Raw genomic sequence first — 19,021 nt, 5'->3', positions numbered from 1 at the left:
GTGCAAGCGCAGCGCCGCCGGGCAAGATAGCAGGCACGGTACCCGTGGTATTGCCGGGTGGCGGCTGCGCCTTACCCGGCCTACAGGATCCTCTCACAGGCTCACACCCCGTAGGCCCGCGCAAGCGCAGCGCCGCCGGGCGAGATATCAGGCACGATACCCGTGAGGTTGCCGGGCGGCGGCTGGCACCTTGCCCGGCCTACAAGATCCTCTCACAGGCTCACACCCCGTAGGCCCGCGCAAGCGCAGCGCCGCCGGGCGAGATATCAGGCACAGTACCCGTGATGTTGCCGGGCGGCGGCTGGCGCCTTGCCCGGCCTACAGGATCCTCTCACAGGCTCACACCCCGCAGGCCCGGCTAGCGCTGCGCGACCTGGCCGTTTCATTCGCGGGCCAGCTTGCGCTCGTTCTTTTGCCGCAGCTTTTTCGCCCGGCTCTCCAGCAGCAGATAAGCCACCGTCGCCAGCAGCAGCGGCAGGAAATAATAGAGTGCGCGCCAGGCGAGCAGGGCGGCGATGATCGCGCCCTTCGTAATCTCTTCCCCGGAGAGCATGGCGATAAACACTGCCTCCAGCACGCCGATCCCGGCCGGAATGTGGATAATCACCCCGGCGATACTGCTGACCAGCAGCACCCCTAATACCAGAAAATAGTTAATCTCGCTGCCCAACAGCAGCCAGATTATCGCCCCCATCGCCATCCAGTTTGCCGCAGAGAGTCCCATCTGCAGCAGCGCGAAGCGCCAGGAGGGCAGCACCAGCCGCTGGCCTTTAATCGTCAGGTGACGGCGTTTGGCGAACGCGCAGCCGAACAGATAGCAAAGCGTGAGAACCAACATCACCCCACCGATAATGCGCAGAGTGGTTTGGCTGATGTACCAGTGCGGCGGCAGCTTCACCAGATCCGCCGTAAATATCACGCCACCGAGCAGGATATAGCCCAGCCAGTTGGTGGTAATGCTTAAGGAAAAAATACGCGTAATGGTGCTGCCGTTCAGCCCCAGTCGCGAGTACAGCCGGTAGCGCATACCGATCCCGCCGACCCAGGTGCTGAGTGTCAGGTTAAAGGCATAACAGATAAACGACACCAGCATCACCTGGCGTTTCGCCAGCTTGTGCCCGCAATAGGCGCGGCCAAGTAGATCGTAGCAGCCATAGATCAGATAGCTGACGATAACCAGCGCAATGGCGCTGCCCAGCGCCAGCCGGTCGTAGCCGCGGATCACCTTCCACACGTCCTGCCAGTCGACCTTCTGCGCGTAAATCACCAGCAGGACGATGACGGCGATAAAAAAGAGCCCGGTCAATACTCTTTTTGCCAATCGCCAGCGGGGATGCGATTTGCTCATAGCGGATTATCCCTGGTTTGTGATTCGACGCGATCCTGGGTTTCAATTTCCGGTTGCACCGGCGGGCTAACCCTCGCCAGTCGTGGGGTATGGGCCGGCAGCCAGCCGACCCACGCCGGGAAATGGCGCAGAAAGTGGAAGGTCATCACGCTGACGCCCAGACGCCACCAGCTGCGTTTCGGCAGCATTGATTTATCAATGCGCTGGCAATCCCTGGCGATAAGCCCGTTGAGGTTATCGCGCAGCGTCTGATTAAACACCCGATCGTGGATGATCAGATTCGCTTCCAGATTCAGCGACAGACTCAGGGGATCCAGGTTGCTCGACCCGACGGTGGCCCAGTGATCGTCTGCCAGAGCGACCTTGCCATGCAGCGGGCGACGGCGATACTCGTAGATTTGCACCCCGCCCTTTACGAGGTAGTGATAGAGCAGGTGGGCGCCAAATTTCACAATCGGAATATCCGGCTCGCCCTGAACGATCAGCTTGACCCGTACCCCGCGCCGCGCGGCATTGCGCATCGCATGCAGCAGGCGATAGCCAGGGAAAAAATAGGCGTTGGCAATGATCACCTCCCGACGGGCGCTGGTCAGCATTTTCAGATAGTGGCGTTCAATATCGTCCCGATGATCGTGGTTGTCGCGCCAGACAAACAGCGCTTGCGCCTCGCCGGGCGTCTGGTTGATCTCCGGCTGGTGACGGCGGCGGCGCCACCAGCGGCGGGTGTTTTCACTAGTGGGCAGATTTTCCAGTTCGAACTGCAGAATGTCGAGCACCACCGGTCCCTCGACCTGTACCGCGTAATCCTGCTTTGACTCTGGGCCGTAGTCGCTCATATGCTCGGCAGAGTAGTTAATGCCGCCAACAAAGGCGGTGGTGTCGTCGATGACCACAATTTTACGGTGCATACGGCGGAACAGGTTTGTGCGCATCCCCAGCAGTTTAGGGCCTGGATCGTAGTAGCGAAAAATCACCCCGGCGGCGGTGAGTTCGCCGACAAATTCATCGCTGAGATCCGGTGAGCCGTAGCCGTCGAGCAGCACCTCCACCTGAATACCGCGGCGGGCGGCCTTCAGCAGGACCGCGTGTAGCCGCCGACCGACCTCATCTTCAAACCAGATAAAGGATTCGAGGATCACCCGCCGGCTGGCGCGACCGATGGCCGCAAACAGCGCCGGATAATACTGGTCGCCGTTCTCCAGTAGCGTAATGCGGTTGCCTTCCTGCCAACGACATTTCACAAATGTATCTCCACGCTAAGGGGTGCATGATCGGACAGATGCCGCCATTGTTTGAGCGCCAGCGCCTTCGGGCGGCTGGCATGGGCGTTCTTGACGTAAATACGATCGAGGCGCAGTAGCGGAAAACTGACCGGAAACGTGCGTGCCGGCCGTCCGCGGGCGCGGGTAAAGATCTCTTCCAGCCCGGCCTGGGTTTTTAATGGCTGATTAGCCTGCTGGCGCCAGTCGTTAAAATCGCCAGCCACCACCACCGGCTCGCCGGCGGGCAGGGTATTGACCCACTCCGCCAGCATTGCCAGCTGTGCCTGCCGCTGGTCGGCGCGTAAACCGAGATGCACGCAAATCACGTGTAGGGTCACCCCGCTCTGCGGCGGCACGATGCGGCAGTACAATAGTCCGCGCTTCTCCCCGTTGCCGACCGAGATATCGCGATTTTCATAGTATTCAATCGGGAAGCGTGACAGCACGGCGTTTCCGTGGTGGCCTTCCGGATAGACCGCGTTGCGCCCGTAGGCGTAATCGCTCCACATGGTGTCGGCGAGAAATTCGTAATGCGTCGTATCCGGCCAGTTTTCGATATGCAGGGGGTGAACTTCGTGAGCGCCCATCACTTCCTGCAGGCAAACGATGTCAGCGCTGACGCTGCGCACGGCTTCGCGTAGTTCAGGCAAAATAAAACGCCGATTAAACGCCGTAAAGCCTTTATGGGTGTTAATTGTCAGCACGTTCAACGAAAATCCCGACGTTGGCTCAGCCATAATTCTCCAGTAAATGTCACTTTCCTGAATAAAATAGTGTAGTAGACGTCACAAAAAGATGCGGTGATACGGAATTTTCCGTAAAGTGCGGTACTCTGAGTAGCAGAGAAAAATCCTTCAGGAGAGAAGCCATGAAGTGGCAACAACGTGTACGCGTCGCAACGGGTCTTAGTTGCTGGCAGATTATGTTGCATCTACTGGTCGTGGCAGTACTGGTGATGGGTTGGATGAGCGGCGCGCTGGTGCGCGTCGGATTGGGACTGTGCGTCCTCTACAGCGTCACGTTGCTGGCGATGCTGTTTTTACAGCGTCACCATGAGGCGCGCTGGCGCGATGTGGGAGACTTCCTTGAGGAGCTCACCACGACCTGGTACTTCGGCGCGGCCATGATAGCGCTGTGGCTGCTGTCGCGCGTGCTGCACAACAACCTGCTGCTGGCCCTCGCCGGGCTGGTGATACTGGCAGGCCCGGCGGTGGTCTCGCTGCTGGCGAAAGATAAGAGCCGTTACCCTAAAGCGTTCGGGCTACAACAAGGCGGCAACGCAGCGAATCCCCAGAAGCATAGATAACTATGCGACTGGGGTGAGTAAGGAAAGCCAACGCCGTTGTAGTTTGAACGATGACGGGTATTACGCAATCTTCCTTCGGAACATCGCATACGCCGCTGAGCCGGTGGTGGCCGCTATGACCAGTAGCGGCCACAAACTCCCCCACACTATCTTCAGACTCGCATCCTTCAGATAAATTTGCTTAGTGATATCGGTAAAGTGGCGGATCGGGTTTATCCACGTCAGATCCTGCAGCCACTGCGGCATATTTTCCACCGGTGAGACGTACCCAGAAAGGAGAATAGCCGGCATCATAAAGACGAACACGCCGATAAACGCCTGCTGCTGGGTGGCGCACAGTGACGAAATCAATAAGCCAAAGCCCACCAGCGATAGGCCGTAAATTACCATCGTGAAATAGAACAGCAGTAGCGAGCCGGCAAACGGGATCTGATAGGCCCAGATACCAATCGCCAGCACGATAGTCGCCTGCAGGGTGGCGACGATCAGCGCCGGCACCGCTTTGCCAACGAAGATTTGCCAGGTGGCGAGGGGTGAGACTAACAGCTGGTCAAGAGTGCCCTGTTCGCGCTCGCGGGCGACCGACAGCGATGTGACGATCATCACTCCGATAGTGGTGATCATGGCGATAAGCGATGGCACCACGAACCACTTGTAGTCGAGATTCGGGTTATACCAGTTGCGCACCACCAGTTCGCTGTTATTCGGCTTCGCTTTCCCCTCCAGCAGTTCCTGCTGATAGTCTTTCACGATCTGCTGCAGGTAGTTGGCGGCGATTTGCGCGCTGTTAGAGTTGCGCCCGTCGAGCAGGAGCTGCAGCGGGGCAGTTTGATAGTTGTCGAGGTTGCGTGAGAAATCCGCCGGGAAGCGCACCACCAGCAGCGCTTTTTGTTCATCGATGGTCGGCTGGATCGCCTGCGGGCTTTTCAGCAGCAGGACGTGGGTAAAGGCTTTGGCGCGAGCGAAACGCTGGGTCAGCTCTATCGCATGGCGGCCGCTGTCCTCGCTATAGATGGCGATGGTGGCGTTGGTCACCTCCAGCGTCGCGGCAAAAGGAAACAGCAGTACCTGAATAAGCACCGGCATGATTAAAATCGCCCGCGTCTGCGGTTCGCGCAGCAGCGACTGCAACTCTTTGCGGATTAATGTCCATAAACGATGAAACATAGAACCTTCCTCATGTCGGACCCGGGCGACCGAAACCTACCGTAGGCCCGGTAAGCGTAGCGCCACCGGGCAAAATTCGAGCGCCAGGGTTAATCCAGACGCCGTTTGGTTTTCAGCCACGTCAGGCCGATAAACATCACCGCCGACGCAATCAAAAACAGCACGTTGACCAGCAGCACCACCGGAATATTGCCCGCCAGAAACAGGCTTTGCAGAGTACTAACGAAATAGCGCGCCGGGATCACGTAGGTCACCGCGCGGATCACCGCTGGCATACTGTCTATCTGGAAAATGAACCCGGACAGCATAATCGACGGTAAAAAGGCGGCATTCAGCGCCACCTGGGCGGCGTTAAACTGATTGCGGGTGATGGTTGAGATAAGCAGCCCCATCCCCAGGGTGCTGAGCAAAAACAGGCTGGTGATAACAAACAGGATCGGCAGCGAACCACGGTAGGGCACGCCGAGAATAAATACCGACACCAGCATACACAGCAACATCGCCAGCATGCCGAGGAAATAGTAGGGAATGAGCTTGCACAGCAGCAGTTCGGCGCGGGTGATCTCCGTCGACAACAGCGCTTCCATAGTGCCGCGTTCCCACTCGCGGGCCACCACCAGCGAGGTTAGTATGGCGCCGACCACGGTCATAATTATGGTCACCGCGCCGGGGATAATAAAGTACTGGCTGATGGCCGCCGGGTTAAACCAGTAGCGCATCTGCACGTCGATCAGCGGTTCAAAGGTTTCGCCGCGGTCTTCCGCCCGCTGCTGCTGCCAGATTTGCCAGATACCTTCCACATAGCCCTGAGCGAAGTTGGCGGTATTGGGCTCGCTGCCGTCGGTGATGAGCTGCAGCGGTGCGTCGGCGCCGGGGCGAGCCATCTGGCGGTCGAAGTCCACCGGAATGACCACCATGGCGCGGATGCGCCCGGCCTGCATCATCTCAATCAGCTGCCTGCGGTTGTCGCTGACGGTGGCGTCGATATAGGGCGAGCCGGTCATGGTATGGACGAAATCCAGCGCCTCTTCGCTCTGCTGCTCCAGCAATACGCCGACCCGCAGTCTGCTGGAGTCGAGGTTAATACCGTAGCCGAAGATAAACAGCAGCAGCAGGGGGATCACCACCGCAATCAGCCAGCTGCTGGGATCGCGCACAATCTGCCGGGTCTCTTTGACGCACAGGGCGCGGACCCGCCGCCAGGAGAGAATGCTATTGCTCATGGCTATTCTCCTTATCCCAGCGGTTAATCAGGGTAATGAACGCCTGCTCCATGGTCGGGTCCGTCTGGCTGTCATCCGCCGCCTGCGCCTTCAGCGCGTCCGGGGTGCCGCTGGCGATAAGCTTACCGTGGTAAACCAGCCCGATGCGGTCGCAGTATTCCGCTTCATCCATAAAGTGGGTGGTCACCATCACCGTCACGCCTTTATCGACCATGCTGTTGATATGTAGCCAGAACTCGCGGCGGGTGAGGGGGTCGACGCCGGAGGTTGGTTCATCGAGAAACAGAATATCGGGTTCATGCATCAGCGAGCAGGCCAGCGCCAGCCGCTGCTTGTAGCCGAGCGGCAGTTCGTCGGCGGCGTGACGGGCGATACTTTTCAGGCCAAAGGCATCGCTCATCCGGGCGATTTTTTCATTTTGCGCCCGGCCCCGCAGGCCATAGACGCCGGAGAAAAAGCGCAGGTTCTGCTCGACGCTGAGGTTGCCGTACAGCGAAAATTTTTGCGCCATATAGCCCAGATGCTGGCGTGCCTTGCCAGAGCTGACCTTGAGATCCATCCCCAGCACCAGCGCTTTGCCGGAGGTGGGCACCAGCAGGCCGCACATCATTTTGAAAGTGGTGGATTTCCCGGCGCCGTTGGGGCCGAGCAGGCCGAAGATCTCGCCGCGCTTAACCTGGAAATCGACGTGGTCGGTAGCGGCGAAATCGCCAAACTTTTTCGTTAACGACTGGGCTTCAATGACCGTTTCGTCTTTGCTGCCGTCAACGCGATGGATTATCGCTCCCAACGGCGATTCGGCGGTCCCGGCGCCGCCGAGCAGATCGATAAACGCATCTTCAAAGCGCGGCGCGGTGTCGGCCACCTGCAGCGGCGGCATGTCGCCATGCTGCTGGACTTCCTCAATGCGGGCGTCCTTTTTCAGGATCAGGCGTACCGATTTGCCCTGGATCACCCCGTCGCTAACCTGCGGCAGCTTTAGCGCCCGCTGCAGCAGACGGCGATTGTTTTCCTGCGGGCTGGAAACCAGAAAGCTGCGCCCGGCCATGGTTTGCGTCAGCGCCGTCGGCTCTCCCTGGTAGAGTAGTTTGCCTTCGTTCATCAGCAACACGTCGCGGCATTGTTCCGCTTCATCGAGATAGGAGGTACTCCACAGGATCAGCATGCCGTCGCCGGCCAGCTCGTGCACCATCTGCCACAGCTCGCGGCGCGAGATAGGGTCGACGCCGACGCCGGGCTCATCGAGCAGCAGTACTTTCGGGTCGCCCACCAGGGTACAGGCGAGCCCCAGCTTTTGCTTCATGCCGCCGGAAAGCTTGCCTGCCAGCCGGTCGGTGAATGGACCAAGGGAGGTAAACTCCAGCAGGCGGTCGAAAATTTTCTTCCGCGCCTCGCCGGTGACGCTGCGCAGGTCGGCGTAAAGGGTCAGGTTTTCCATTACCGTCAGATCTTCATACAGGCCGAATTTCTGCGGCATATAGCCGAGCACTGCGTGCAGGGCGCTGTCGTCTTTTAGCGGGTCGAAGCCGATCACGCTGGCGCTGCCCTCATCGGGCTTGAGCAACCCGGCCAGCATTCGCATCAGGGTGGTTTTCCCCGCGCCGTCGGGGCCCACCAGACCGGTGACGTAGCCGGCGCGGATCGTGCAGGTGAGCGGCGCCACCGCCGGTCTGTCCATACCGGGAAAACGGCGGCTCAGGCCGTTTAAGGCGATGACGGCCTCACTCATGTCCGTTCCCGTTGTTAAAGGAGACGGTCACCGGCATTCCCTGGCGCAGCGCGCCGTCGGCATCGGTCACCACAATGCGCAGACGGTAGACCAGATCGGTGCGCAGATCGGGAGTCTCGACGGTCTTCGGCGTGAATTCGGCGCTCGGCGAGACAAAGCCGATTTTGCCGTGATAGGGCTTATCCGGCCGGCTGTCGGTATAGAGCAGCACTTCTTGTCCCGGCTGCGCCTGGCCGAGGTTTTTCTCGTCAACGTAGGCGCGAACCCACACCGGATGGGTTAACGACAGCGTCAGTACGGTGCCGCCAGCGCTCAGCATGGTGCCGGGCTCAACGGCGCGGGTCATTAGCGTACCGTCAGAAGGGGCGGTGAGCACGGTATCGTGCAGGTCCAGTTTGGCCTGGGCCAGCGCGGCTTGCGCCTGTTCCAGACTGGCTTTGGCCTGGGCAATCTCCTGCGGGCGGTTACCGGCGCGATACTGACGCAGCTTATCCTGCGCCGATTTGAGCGTTGCCTGCGCCTGATCGCGCGAGGAGCGGGCATTCTCCAGATCGTTGGCGGAAATGGCGCTGCTGGCGCGCAGCCCGAGCTGGCGCTGATAAAAGTTTTGCGCATAGTCGTAAGCGGCCTGCGCCTGTTTCACCGCCGCCGCGGCCTGGGCAATCTCTTCCGCGCGGTAGCCGGCCATCATCAGGTCATACTGCGCCTGGGCGGTGGAGACATTGGCCTGGGCCTGCAGCAGGGCATTTTCATACGGCGCGCGGTCAAGCTCGCCGAGAGTTTGCCCGGCGCGGATGCTGTCGCCTTCGTCGACGGTCAGCGAGGCCAGCCTACCGCCAACGCGGAAGCTCATGTTGACGGTGCGGATATCGACATTGCCATACAGGGTCAGCGGCTGCTGCCGGCTGTTCTGGTACCACCACCAGCCGCCGCCCAGCGCGGCGAGAAGAATCACGATCAGCAGAATGACGACGACGGGTTTTTTCATCAGCCCAAACTCCTTTGCGATAACCCATGCAGGATGAAATCGATATGACAGGTAATGACTGCGAAAATCTGTTCCGTTTTTTGCGCGTCAAACTGCGTCCAGCCGGTGCGCAGCAGGATAGTTTCACGCCCGAGACGGAAAGCGAGCACCTCGCCCAGCAGGGCGTGGGTATGGAGGATCATTTGCGTATCACTGGCTTCGCGGCCGGTCCAGGCGGCAATCAGCCGGGTGAGATAGTGGTGCAGGGGGGCAATCACCTGCTGGTGGATTAGATGGTAGGCGGCAGTCGGCGCCAGCTGTTCGCGGGAAATGAATTTGCTTAAGTTAACCGTATCGTCCTGGGTGAGCAGCAGGATCATGTTGTGGCAGGCGCTAAGGATGAGGTCGCGGATCGCCTGGCGATCCGGCGCTGCCCCGGCAAGCAGATGCTCCGCCGCTTCGGCGTGCGGACGAAAATTGTCGCCGATAAAATCGGCGATCCACTGGGCGCAGGCAAGATACAGATCGTCTTTCGAGCCAAAATAATAGGTGATTGCGGCGATATTCTGCCCGGCCTGGGCGGCGATATCGCGGGTGGTGGCATGCTGGCCGTACTCGCCAAACTGGGCGATAGCGGCCGCGATAAGCTGACTTTTCGCCTGTTCGCCTTTAGTGGTCATCGCGTTCCGCAAAAATTAATCAATCGATTGATTAACTTTAGGCGCAGGCTGGCGGTTTGTCCACCCGCCAGGACTAAATATGAAAGCCGTCTTCCTGTAGCTCCCCGGCGACCCAGGTGAAAAAGCGCTGAACCTTCTCCTTCTGTTCATTGGCATGAGGGAGAACGAAGTGGTGCGCGCCGACCGGCATGCTCCGCTCGTCGGCAAATACCGGCGTCAGCTGCCCCTGGCGCACATGGCCGCCGGCCAGCAGATTGCTCTCAAGGATCACGCCCATCCCGATTCTGGCCGCCTCGATGCTCATATATGACCGGTCGAAATTAAAAATGAAGTTTTTATGCCAGCCGCGGACCTTGTGCCACGACAGCCAGTTGCTCCAGTTAATCAAGGTGCTGTCGGAGTGGATCAGATCGCAGGCCAGCAGATCTTCCACAGCCTGCACAGGATGGCTGGCTAAATAAGACGCTGCGCTGTAGGGCAGGACGCGCTCATTTTTAATGGTTCTGACCAGCAGCGTCGGCCACTGTGACAGCCCGTGGCGAATATCGATATCAATATTATCTCGCGAAAACTGGATGCTTTCGTAGGAACAGGTCAGGCTGATTTTTAACGCCGGCCACGCCTGGCGGAATTTATCCAGACGAGGCATCAGCCATAGCAGGCCGAAGCTCGGCGCCGAGTGGATACGTAAATAATCCTGATGGATATCGTTGATCACCTGGCTGGTGGCCTGGCCAATCATATTCAGCGCCCCGGAGACCTCTTTGAGATATTTTTCTCCCACCGCCGTTAACGTGACGCCTTTGCTGCTGCGGGAGAACAGTTTTTTCCCCAGAAAGTGCTCCAGGCTGGCTATCTGATGGCTGACCGCCGAGGCGGTAATATTGAGATTCTCTGCGGCCAGGTTAAGGCTGCCGGTAGCGGCCACTTCAATAAACGCCTGGATATTGCGTAAAGAGGGCATCGGCAAATTTTTATTGGGCAGCGGTTGGCTCATGGCAGCATCCTGCGCGGGGCGTGAATAAAAGAAAATAGCCAACAGCGTGGCGCAGCTGGGATGTACAGCATAGGGAAAAGCGAAAAAACAACGTTAATTTGTGATGGGCTTAACAATTTATCTTGTTAAAGGTGCGCGAGTCAGTAAACGCTAAAAATTTGCGGGAAGTCACTAACTCAATTTTTCTCAATCATAATTGAGGTTTTTTGAATACCGTTTCATTTTGGGGTTGTTATATTCCTCTCACAGGCCTGATAACAAACTGCGATGTGCTTGCATTGCAATTATAAAACACCTAACCACCTGTTTCGCTGGCGAAAAGTATTTATCTCTTGCTCCTGTATGGATAGTAAAACGCGGTGATCCGAAGCGGCAGCTTACAGCGAAGTAGATGAGGTATAAAACGAGGAAACCCTATGTCACGTATAGATACGCTGGTCTGTACTGACGCCAGGAAAACGAAATATCGTTTCGTGGTTTTGACGATGATTTTTCTGGTGTATGCCATCAATTACGCCGACCGAACGAATATTGGCGCGGTACTGCCTTTCATCATTGATGAGTTTCATATCAATAACTTTGAAGCCGGGGCCATCGCCAGTATGTTTTTCCTCGGCTATGCGATAAGCCAGATTCCGGCCGGCTTTTTCATCGCCAAACGCGGTACCCGGGGGCTGGTATCGCTCTCCATTTTCGGCTTCTCCGCTTTTACCTGGCTGATGGGTACGGTGAGCTCCGTGTTTGGCCTGAAGCTGGTGCGGCTGGGACTGGGGCTGAGCGAAGGACCTTGCCCGGTGGGGCTGGCCTCGACGATAAATAACTGGTTTCCACCAAAAGAGAAAGCCACGGCAACCGGCGTTTACATCGCGGCGACCATGTTTGCGCCGATTATTGTGCCGCCGCTGGCGGTGTGGATTGCGGTGACCTGGGGGTGGCGGTGGGTCTTTTTCTCTTTTGCGATACCCGGGATTGTGGCGGCTATCGCATGGTATTTGCTGGTCAAATCTAAACCTTCTGAGAGCGGATTTGTTTCCCAAAGCGAACTGGCAGAGATTAATGCCGGGCGTGAAAGTCATAATAATAGCGTACGCGAAAATATCTTAATTGCCGATCGCTTCACCTGGCTGGATAAAATTATTCGGGTGAAAAAGATGGCGCCAATTGATACGGCGAAAGGCTTATTTACCTCAAAAAACATCCTCGGTGACTGCCTGGCGTATTTTATGATGGTTAGCGTGCTGTACGGCTTATTAACCTGGATCCCGCTGTATTTAGTGAAAGAGCGTGGTTTCGATGTGATGAGTATGGGCTTCGTGGCCAGTATGCCGTGCATCGGCGGCTTTATTGGCGCGATCGGCGGCGGATGGATTTCGGATAAACTATTAGGCCGCCGGCGTAAACCCACCATGATGTTCACTGCGGTGTCAACGGTGGTCATGATGCTAATTATGCTGAATATCCCGGCCAGCACCCTGGCAGTTTGTATTGGATTATTCTTTGTCGGCTTTTGTTTAAATATCGGCTGGCCAGCCTTTACCGCGTACGGTATGGCCGTTTCGGATAGCAAAACCTATCCAATCGCCTCTTCCATTATTAATAGCGGCGGCAACCTCGGTGGATTTGTAGCGCCGATGGCGGCTGGTTTCTTGCTTGATAAAACCGGGAGTTTTAATTCTGTATTTACCTATTTTGGTATCTGTGCCGCCATTGGTTTGGTGGTGATTCTTTTCCTCGATGAACCACAATAACGGAAATATATCCTGTTAATTAATATGACGTAATGTCATGGAGTGAAACTATGTTATTAAAAGATAAAGTCGCCATTATTACTGGCGCGGCCTCCGCACGCGGTTTAGGCTTCGCGACTGCGAAATTATTCGCCGAAAATGGCGCGAAAGTGGTCATTATCGACCTCAATGGCGAAGCCAGTAAAACCGCCGCAGCGGCATTAGGCGAAGGCCATCTGGGCCTGGCGGCGAACGTCGCTGATGAAGTGCAGGTGCAGGCGGCCATCGAACAAATTCTGGCGAAATATGGCCGGGTTGATGTGCTGGTCAATAACGCCGGGATTACCCAACCGCTGAAGCTGATGGATATCAAGCGCGCCAATTATGACGCGGTGCTTGATGTCAGCCTGCGCGGCACGCTGCTGATGTCGCAGGCGGTAATTCCCACCATGCGGGCGCAAAAATCCGGCAGCATCGTCTGCATCTCGTCCGTTTCCGCCCAGCGCGGCGGCGGTATCTTTGGCGGCCCGCACTACAGCGCGGCAAAAGCCGGAGTGCTGGGGCTGGCGCGGGCGATGGCGCGCGAGCTTGGCCCAGATAACGTCCGCGTTAACTGTATCACCCCGGGGCTGATTCAGACCGACATTACCGCCGGCAAGCTGACCGACGCCATGACGGCCAACATTCTTGCCGGCATTCCAATGAACCGCCTCGGCGACGCGGTAGATATTGCGCGCGCTGCGCTGTTCCTCGGCAGCGACCTTTCCTCCTACTCCACCGGCATCACTCTGGACGTTAACGGCGGCATGTTAATCCACTAAGCGAGGCAAACAGATGAAGATCACCGAATCACAAAAAGTCGCCGCGGCGGCGTGGCGTATTCGTCGCTACGCCTTGCAAATGGGGGAAGTTCAGGGGCAGGGCTATATCGGCCAGGCGCTGGGCTATGCCGATGTACTGGCGACCGCTTTCAGCCACGCCATGACCTATCGCCCGGAAGATCCCGAGTGGGAGGGGCGCGATCGCTTTCTGCTCTCTCACGGCCATTACGCTATCGCTTATTATGCCGCACTGCTGGAGGCGGGCATTATCCCGGAAGCCGAGCTGGAAACCTACGGCTCCGACGATAGCCGCCTGCCGATGTCCGGTATGGCGACCTACACCCCGGGGATGGAGATGTCCGGCGGTTCGCTGGGGCAGGGGCTATCCATTGCCGTCGGCATGGCGCTCGGGCTGCGGCAGAAACAGAGCACGGCCTGGGTCTACAACTCCATGTCCGATGGGGAGCTGGACGAAGGGTCGACCTGGGAGGCGGCGATGTCGGCGGCTCACTATGGCCTGAGCAACCTGATTAACCTTGTCGACGTCAACAAACAGCAGGCTGACGGCGATTCACGCAAAATCCTCGGCTTTGAGCCGCTGCAGGATAAATGGGCCGCCTTCGGCTGGTACGTACAGCGCGTGGACGGTAACGATCTGGCGGCGGTAATGGCCGCCTTTGACAACGCGAAAAGTTATTCCGGCAACCAGCCGCGGGTCATTTTATGCGACACGCTGATGGGCAAAGGGGTGCCGTTCCTCGAAACCCGCGATAAGAACCATTTTATTCGCGTCGATGCCGACGAATGGCAAAAAGCGATCGCGATGCTGGACGCTAACAAACCGGAAGGAGTGCTGTAATGAGCCAGAGTCAACCCCGTTTAAAAACGTCGGCGATGATCGCCTCGATTGCTGATGAAGGCCAGGCGACCGCCCCTGCGCCCTTCGGCGTCGCGCTGTCAAAACTGGCGGCGCAGCGCCCGGAAATCGTCGGCATGACTGCGGACCTGTCAAAATATACCGACCTGCATATTTTCGCCCAGGCCTTTCCGGATCGTTTCTTCCAGATGGGAATGGCCGAGCAGCTGCTGATGGCGGCGGCAGGGGGGATGGCGAAGGAGGGATTTATTCCATTCGCCACCACCTATGCCGCCTTTGCAACCCGTCGCGCCTATGATTTTATTCACCAGGTCATTGCCGAAGAGCATCTGAACGTGAAGATCTGCGCGGCGCTGCCGGGACTGACGACCGGCTACGGGCCGAGCCATCAGGCCACTGAAGATCTGGCGATTATGCGCGGTATCCCTGGCATGGTTATCGTCGATCCTTGCGATGCGCTGGAGATAGAGCAGGCGGTACCGGCCATTGCCGATCACCAGGGGCCGGTGTATATGCGTCTGCTGCGCGGTAAGGTGCCGCTGGTGCTGGATAAATATGGCTATCAGTTCGAACTGGGTAAGGCTAAGCTGCTGGAGGAGGGCAACGATGTGCTGATTATCTCCTCCGGGCTGATGACCATGCGCGCGCTGGAGGCGGTTGAAAAGCTGCGGGCCGATAACATTAGCGTGGCGGTCCTGCACGTGCCGACCATCAAACCGCTGGATGAGAAAGCGATTATTGAACAGGCGTCGAAGCCGGGCCGTCTGGTGGTGACCGCCGAGAATCACACCGCGGTCGGCGGGTTAGGGGAGGCGGTGGCCGCGCTGTTGATGCGTAAGGGTGTGCGCTGTGAGCTGGATAGCGTGGGGCTGCCCGACGCGTTCCTGTTAGCCGGCGCGCTGCCGACCCTTCACGATCGCTACGGCATCTCCACCGCGAAGATTGTTGAAAAAATTAAGTATCGTCTGCGTTAACCGCGCTGCAATGACCCACCTGGCCGCTGAGCGCGCTCAGCGGCCTTCTCATGCCCGCCTGCCAGGCGCGGCATTCTTTTGCAGATTTTATGCGGCCTGTCACAAAATCTGCTAGACTGCGCCCCTTCATGGCATTGTGGTTTTTGCCATCTCTTATCGCAATAATCTCCCTGAAAACTACGCCCTTCACCGGGCCGGGGCGGTTCGGAGTTGTTATGTCTTTTGATTCCCTTGGCCTGAATCCCGATATCCTGCGCGCTGTCGCTGAGCAGGGCTACGTTGAGCCGACCCCTATCCAGCAGCAGGCGATCCCGGCGGTACTGCAGGGCCGCGATCTGATGGCCAGCGCCCAGACCGGCACCGGAAAAACGGCGGGCTTTACCCTGCCGCTGCTGCAGCGCCTGATCCAGAATGAGCCGCATGCAAAGGGGCGTCGTCCGGTACGCGCGCTGATCCTGACCCCGACCCGTGAGCTGGCGGCGCAGGTGGGCGAGAACGTCCGCGATTACAGTAAATACCTGAATATTCGCTCGCTGGTGGTCTTCGGCGGCGTGAGCATCAACCCGCAGATGATGAAACTGCGCGGCGGTGTCGACATCCTCGTCGCCACCCCGGGTCGTCTGCTGGACCTCGAACATCAGAATGCCGTCAGTCTTGATAAAGTTGAAATCCTCGTGCTGGACGAAGCGGACCGCATGCTGGATATGGGCTTTATCCATGACATCCGTCGCGTACTGGCCAAACTGCCGGCGCGTCGACAGAACCTGCTGTTCTCGGCGACCTTCTCCGACGAGATCAAGGGTCTGGCCGAGAAACTGCTGCACAACCCGCTGGAAGTGGAAGTGGCACGTCGTAACACCGCCTCCGAGCAGATCACCCAGCACGTCCATTTCGTTGATAAGAACCGCAAGCGCGAACTGCTGTCGCAGCTTATCGGCGAAGGCAACTGGCAGCAGGTGCTGGTGTTTACCCGTACCAAGCATGGCGCCAACCACCTCGCGGAACAGCTGAACAAAGACGGCATCCGCAGCGCGGCAATCCATGGCAACAAGAGCCAGGGAGCGCGTACTCGCGCCCTGGCCGACTTTAAATCCGGCGGCATTCGCGTGCTGGTGGCGACCGATATCGCCGCCCGCGGTCTGGATATCGAAGAGCTGCCGCACGTGGTGAACTACGAGCTGCCGAACGTGCCGGAAGATTATGTCCACCGCATTGGGCGTACCGGTCGCGCGGCGGCCACCGGCGAAGCCTTGTCGCTGGTCTGCGTGGATGAGCATAAGCTGCTGCGCGATATCGAGCGCCTGCTGAAAAAAGAGATCCCACGCATCGCAATTGCCGGCTATGAGCCGGATCCGTCCATTAAAGCCGAACCTATCCAGAACGGTCGCCAGCAGCGCGGCGGCGGTCGTGGTCAGGGTCAGGGACGCGGCGGCCAGAGTCAGGGACGCAGCGGACAGCCGCGCAGCCAGAGCAGCGCCCCGCGTCGTCAGGACGGCGAGGCACCGAAAGCGCGCACTCAGGACGGCAAACCGCCGCGCCGCCGTCGCCCGCGTAAACCGGCTGGCGAATAATATGCTGATGCCCCGGCCGCGATAACGCGGCCCGGCTCAGGCCCGTCTGTCCGCTACGCGGCGGCGGGCCTTTTTCTTTCCATTACACTATTTGTCGAGCACGCTTCCACTCTCAGCAGAAAGCAATACCTCCGGGCAGGCAAAAATGGCACAATAGTGGCTGTTTATACAGTATTCAGGTTTTCTCATGGCTTTGACCGCTGCGCTGAAAGCGCAAATCGCCGCCTGGTATAAGGCGCTTCAGGAACAGATCCCGGACTTTATTCCCCGCCCCCCGCAGCGGCAGATGATCGCCGATGTGGCGAAAACCCTCGCCGGGGAAGAGGGCAGGCATCTGGCTATCGAAGCACCGACCGGCGTCGGTAAAACGCTGTCATACCTGATCCCGGGTATAGCCATCGCCCGGGAGGAACAAAAAACGCTGGTGGTTAGCACCGCCAACGTCGCCCTGCAGGATCAAATCTACAGTAAAGACCTGCCGCTGCTGCGCAAAATCATTCCCGACCTGCGCTTCACCGCCGCCTTTGGCCGCGGGCGCTACGTCTGCCCGCGCAACCTGACGGCGCTGGCTAGCACCGAGCCGTCGCAGCAGGATCTGCTGGCCTTTCTCGATGACGATCTCACGCCGAATAATCAGGCGGAGCAGAAGCTGTGTGCGACCCTGAAGCAGGATCTCGACAGCTACCGCTGGGACGGCCTGCGCGACCATACCGACAAAGCCATCGACGATGCGCTGTGGAGCCGGCTGAGCACCGACAAGGCCAGCTGCCTGAACCGTAACTGCCACTACTATCGCGAGTGCCCGTTCTTTGTGGCGCGGCGGGAAATTCAGGAGGCGGAAGTGGTGGTGGCCAACCATGCGTTGGTGATGGCGGCGATGGAGAGCGAGGCGGTGCTACCGGAGCCGAAAAACCTGCTGTTGGTCCTCGATGAAGGTCATCATCTGCCGGACGTCGCCCGCGACGCGCTGGAGATGAGCGCCGAGATCACCGCCCCCTGGTTTCGCCTGCAGCTGGATCTGTTCTGCAAGCTGGTGGCCACCTGCATGGAGCAGTTCCGCCCGAAAACCACGCCGCCGCTGGCCAATCCGGAGCGGCTCACCGGCCATTGCGAAGAGCTGTTCGAGCTGATTGCCTCGTTGAATAATATTCTCAATCTCTACATGCCCGCCGGTCAGGAAGCGGAGCATCGTTTCCCGATGGGCGAGCTGCCGCAGGAGGTGATGGAGATCTGCCAGCGGCTGGCGAAGCTCACCGAGATGCTGCGCGGCCTGGCGGAGCTGTTCCTGAACGATCTCAGTGAAAAGACCGGCAGCCATGACGTGGTGCGTCTGCATCGGGTGCTGCTGCAGATGAACCGCGCCCTTGGCATGTTTGAAAGCCAAAGCAAGCTGTGGCGCCTGGCGTCGCTGGCGCAGTCCTCAGGCGCGCCGGTAACCAAATGGGCGACGCGGGTAGTGCGCGACGGCCAGATCCACGTCTGGTTCCACTGCGTCGGCATCCGCGTCAGCGATCAGCTTGAACGGCTGCTGTGGCGCAGCGTGCCGCACATCGTGGTGACGTCAGCGACGCTACGCTCGCTAAACAGCTTCTCGCGCCTGCAGGAGATGAGCGGTCTGAAGGAGAAAGCGGGGGACCGCTTCGTGGCGCTGGATTCGCCGTTCAACCATGTTGAGCAAGGAAAAATTATTATTCCTCAAATGCGCTATGAACCGCTGATGGATAACGAAGAGCAGCACATTGCCGAGATGGCGGCCTATTTTCGCCAGCAGGTGGAAAGCAAAAAACATCTCGGGATGCTGGTGCTGTTTGCCAGCGGGCGGGCGATGAACCGCTTCCTCGAGCATGTGACCGATCTGCGCCTGATGCTGCTGGTGCAGGGCGACCAGCCGCGCTACCGGCTGGTGGAGCTGCATCGCAAACGAGTGGAAAGCGGCGAGCGCAGCGTGCTGGTGGGTCTGCAGTCCTTTGCCGAAGGTCTCGATTTAAAGGGCGATCTGCTAAGCCAGGTGCATATCCATAAAATCGCCTTTCCGCCCATCGACAGCCCGGTGGTGATCACCGAAGGCGAATGGCTGAAAAGCCTCAATCGTTATCCCTTCGAGGTACAGAGTTTGCCTAGCGCCTCCTTTAATCTTATTCAGCAGGTGGGGCGTCTGATCCGCAGTCATCACTGCTGGGGAGAGGTGGTGATTTACGATAAGCGTCTGTTGACCAAAAACTATGGCGCGCGTCTACTGAACGCGTTACCTGTTTTTCCCATAGAGCAGCCGGGCGTTCCGGAGGTTATAGTAAAACGGAAAGCAAAACAGACAGCAAAACAGTCAGGCCGCAAACGTCGCTGACGCCAGCGCGTGATGCGCCAGGGGGAGC

At 58.4% G+C, this 19,021-nt stretch carries 17 protein-coding genes; 8 read left to right on the top strand and 9 right to left on the bottom strand.

What is annotated here, in order from left to right; translation table 11 throughout:
• Positions 1–382 precede the first annotated feature (382 nt).
• Genes LGL98_RS17205 through LGL98_RS17195 form a run of 3 tightly spaced genes read right to left on the bottom strand, consistent with a single transcriptional unit; the run spans position 383 to position 3,347 of the window.
• Positions 383–1,348, bottom strand: coding sequence for a lysylphosphatidylglycerol synthase domain-containing protein (locus LGL98_RS17205; protein ID WP_025714747.1), 966 nt, complete (start codon positions 1,346–1,348; stop codon positions 383–385).
• Positions 1,345–2,589 (bottom strand): cardiolipin synthase ClsB, encoded by a 1,245-nt coding sequence (gene clsB / locus LGL98_RS17200; protein ID WP_136029599.1) that lies wholly within the window; start codon positions 2,587–2,589, stop codon positions 1,345–1,347. The genes LGL98_RS17205 and clsB overlap by 4 nt, the downstream gene beginning before the upstream one ends.
• Complete coding sequence (locus LGL98_RS17195) at positions 2,586–3,347, bottom strand: endonuclease/exonuclease/phosphatase family protein (RefSeq protein ID WP_136029597.1); 762 nt, start codon at positions 3,345–3,347, stop codon at positions 2,586–2,588. The genes clsB and LGL98_RS17195 overlap by 4 nt, the downstream gene beginning before the upstream one ends.
• 131 nt (positions 3,348–3,478) lie before the next feature.
• Between LGL98_RS17195 and LGL98_RS17190 the strand changes: the two genes are divergently transcribed.
• Entirely contained in the window at positions 3,479–3,916 is a 438-nt protein-coding gene (locus LGL98_RS17190) for a YbhQ family protein (RefSeq protein ID WP_004176793.1), read from the top strand.
• A 60-nt stretch (positions 3,917–3,976) separates the two neighbouring features.
• Here LGL98_RS17190 and LGL98_RS17185 read toward each other — a convergent pair whose 3' ends face one another.
• From LGL98_RS17185 to LGL98_RS17160, 6 genes are all read right to left on the bottom strand, one after another.
• Positions 3,977–5,083, bottom strand: a complete 1,107-nt coding sequence (locus LGL98_RS17185) for an ABC transporter permease (protein WP_136029595.1) — start codon at positions 5,081–5,083, stop codon at positions 3,977–3,979.
• An 89-nt stretch (positions 5,084–5,172) separates the two neighbouring features.
• A complete protein-coding gene (locus LGL98_RS17180; protein WP_136029592.1) occupies positions 5,173–6,306 on the bottom strand; it encodes an ABC transporter permease in 1,134 nt (377 codons plus the stop codon).
• Positions 6,296–8,035: an ATP-binding cassette domain-containing protein gene (locus tag LGL98_RS17175; protein ID WP_136029590.1), complete on the bottom strand. Its 1,740-nt coding sequence runs from the start codon at positions 8,033–8,035 to the stop codon at positions 6,296–6,298. Before LGL98_RS17175 ends, LGL98_RS17180 begins: the two co-directional genes overlap by 11 nt.
• On the bottom strand, positions 8,028–9,023 hold the full coding sequence (gene hlyD / locus LGL98_RS17170; protein ID WP_136029588.1) for a secretion protein HlyD: 996 nt from the start codon (positions 9,021–9,023) through the stop codon (positions 8,028–8,030). The genes LGL98_RS17175 and hlyD overlap by 8 nt, the downstream gene beginning before the upstream one ends.
• Positions 9,023–9,682, bottom strand: coding sequence for a transcriptional regulator CecR (gene cecR, locus LGL98_RS17165; protein ID WP_376787358.1), 660 nt, complete (start codon positions 9,680–9,682; stop codon positions 9,023–9,025). The genes hlyD and cecR overlap by 1 nt, the downstream gene beginning before the upstream one ends.
• Before the next feature lie 73 nt (positions 9,683–9,755).
• Positions 9,756–10,679, bottom strand: a complete 924-nt coding sequence (locus LGL98_RS17160; protein WP_136029585.1) for a LysR substrate-binding domain-containing protein — start codon at positions 10,677–10,679, stop codon at positions 9,756–9,758.
• 24 nt (positions 10,680–10,703) lie between these two features.
• On the opposite strand from LGL98_RS17160, the gene LGL98_RS17155 reads away from it, so the two are divergent.
• From LGL98_RS17155 to dinG, 7 genes are all read left to right on the top strand, one after another.
• Positions 10,704–10,808, top strand: a complete 105-nt coding sequence (locus LGL98_RS17155) for a hypothetical protein (protein WP_223369305.1) — start codon at positions 10,704–10,706, stop codon at positions 10,806–10,808.
• A gap of 287 nt (positions 10,809–11,095) precedes the next feature.
• Positions 11,096–12,427: an MFS transporter gene (locus LGL98_RS17150; protein ID WP_136029582.1), complete on the top strand. Its 1,332-nt coding sequence runs from the start codon at positions 11,096–11,098 to the stop codon at positions 12,425–12,427.
• A 50-nt stretch (positions 12,428–12,477) separates the two neighbouring features.
• On the top strand, positions 12,478–13,227 hold the full coding sequence (locus tag LGL98_RS17145; RefSeq protein WP_136029580.1) for an SDR family NAD(P)-dependent oxidoreductase: 750 nt from the start codon (positions 12,478–12,480) through the stop codon (positions 13,225–13,227).
• 13 nt (positions 13,228–13,240) lie between these two features.
• Positions 13,241–14,086 (top strand): transketolase, encoded by an 846-nt coding sequence (locus LGL98_RS17140; protein WP_136029578.1) that lies wholly within the window; start codon positions 13,241–13,243, stop codon positions 14,084–14,086.
• Complete coding sequence (locus LGL98_RS17135; protein ID WP_136029576.1) at positions 14,086–15,078, top strand: transketolase family protein; 993 nt, start codon at positions 14,086–14,088, stop codon at positions 15,076–15,078. Before LGL98_RS17140 ends, LGL98_RS17135 begins: the two co-directional genes overlap by 1 nt.
• A gap of 215 nt (positions 15,079–15,293) precedes the next feature.
• Positions 15,294–16,649 carry an ATP-dependent RNA helicase RhlE gene (gene rhlE / locus LGL98_RS17130; RefSeq protein ID WP_136029574.1) on the top strand — a complete coding sequence of 452 codons (1,356 nt, stop codon included), beginning with the start codon at positions 15,294–15,296 and terminating at the stop codon, positions 16,647–16,649.
• A gap of 187 nt (positions 16,650–16,836) precedes the next feature.
• Positions 16,837–18,993 (top strand): ATP-dependent DNA helicase DinG, encoded by a 2,157-nt coding sequence (gene dinG, locus LGL98_RS17125; RefSeq protein WP_008805767.1) that lies wholly within the window; start codon positions 16,837–16,839, stop codon positions 18,991–18,993.
• Positions 18,994–19,021 lie beyond the last annotated feature (28 nt).

The sequence above is a fragment of the Klebsiella africana genome, assembly GCF_020526085.1.
GTDB lineage: Bacteria > Pseudomonadota > Gammaproteobacteria > Enterobacterales > Enterobacteriaceae > Klebsiella > Klebsiella africana.
Note: the sequence above shows the minus strand (reverse complement) of the source record. Positions and strands in the feature narration are given on the sequence as shown.

What these genes read in the sequence shown, in the direction of transcription:
- LGL98_RS17205 (WP_025714747.1), bottom strand. Translation starts at nt 1,348, where the DNA reads ATGAGCAAATCGCATCCCCGCTGGCGATTGGCAAAAAGAGTATTGACC.
- LGL98_RS17195 (WP_136029597.1), bottom strand. Translation starts at nt 3,347, where the DNA reads ATGGCTGAGCCAACGTCGGGATTTTCGTTGAACGTGCTGACAATTAAC.
- LGL98_RS17190 (WP_004176793.1), top strand. Translation starts at nt 3,479, where the DNA reads ATGAAGTGGCAACAACGTGTACGCGTCGCAACGGGTCTTAGTTGCTGG.
- LGL98_RS17185 (WP_136029595.1), bottom strand. Translation starts at nt 5,083, where the DNA reads ATGTTTCATCGTTTATGGACATTAATCCGCAAAGAGTTGCAGTCGCTG.
- LGL98_RS17180 (WP_136029592.1), bottom strand. Translation starts at nt 6,306, where the DNA reads ATGAGCAATAGCATTCTCTCCTGGCGGCGGGTCCGCGCCCTGTGCGTC.
- LGL98_RS17175 (WP_136029590.1), bottom strand. Translation starts at nt 8,035, where the DNA reads ATGAGTGAGGCCGTCATCGCCTTAAACGGCCTGAGCCGCCGTTTTCCC.
- hlyD (WP_136029588.1), bottom strand. Translation starts at nt 9,023, where the DNA reads ATGAAAAAACCCGTCGTCGTCATTCTGCTGATCGTGATTCTTCTCGCC.
- cecR (WP_376787358.1), bottom strand. Translation starts at nt 9,682, where the DNA reads ATGACCACTAAAGGCGAACAGGCGAAAAGTCAGCTTATCGCGGCCGCT.
- LGL98_RS17160 (WP_136029585.1), bottom strand. Translation starts at nt 10,679, where the DNA reads ATGAGCCAACCGCTGCCCAATAAAAATTTGCCGATGCCCTCTTTACGC.
- LGL98_RS17150 (WP_136029582.1), top strand. Translation starts at nt 11,096, where the DNA reads ATGTCACGTATAGATACGCTGGTCTGTACTGACGCCAGGAAAACGAAA.
- LGL98_RS17145 (WP_136029580.1), top strand. Translation starts at nt 12,478, where the DNA reads ATGTTATTAAAAGATAAAGTCGCCATTATTACTGGCGCGGCCTCCGCA.
- LGL98_RS17140 (WP_136029578.1), top strand. Translation starts at nt 13,241, where the DNA reads ATGAAGATCACCGAATCACAAAAAGTCGCCGCGGCGGCGTGGCGTATT.
- LGL98_RS17135 (WP_136029576.1), top strand. Translation starts at nt 14,086, where the DNA reads ATGAGCCAGAGTCAACCCCGTTTAAAAACGTCGGCGATGATCGCCTCG.
- rhlE (WP_136029574.1), top strand. Translation starts at nt 15,294, where the DNA reads ATGTCTTTTGATTCCCTTGGCCTGAATCCCGATATCCTGCGCGCTGTC.
- dinG (WP_008805767.1), top strand. Translation starts at nt 16,837, where the DNA reads ATGGCTTTGACCGCTGCGCTGAAAGCGCAAATCGCCGCCTGGTATAAG.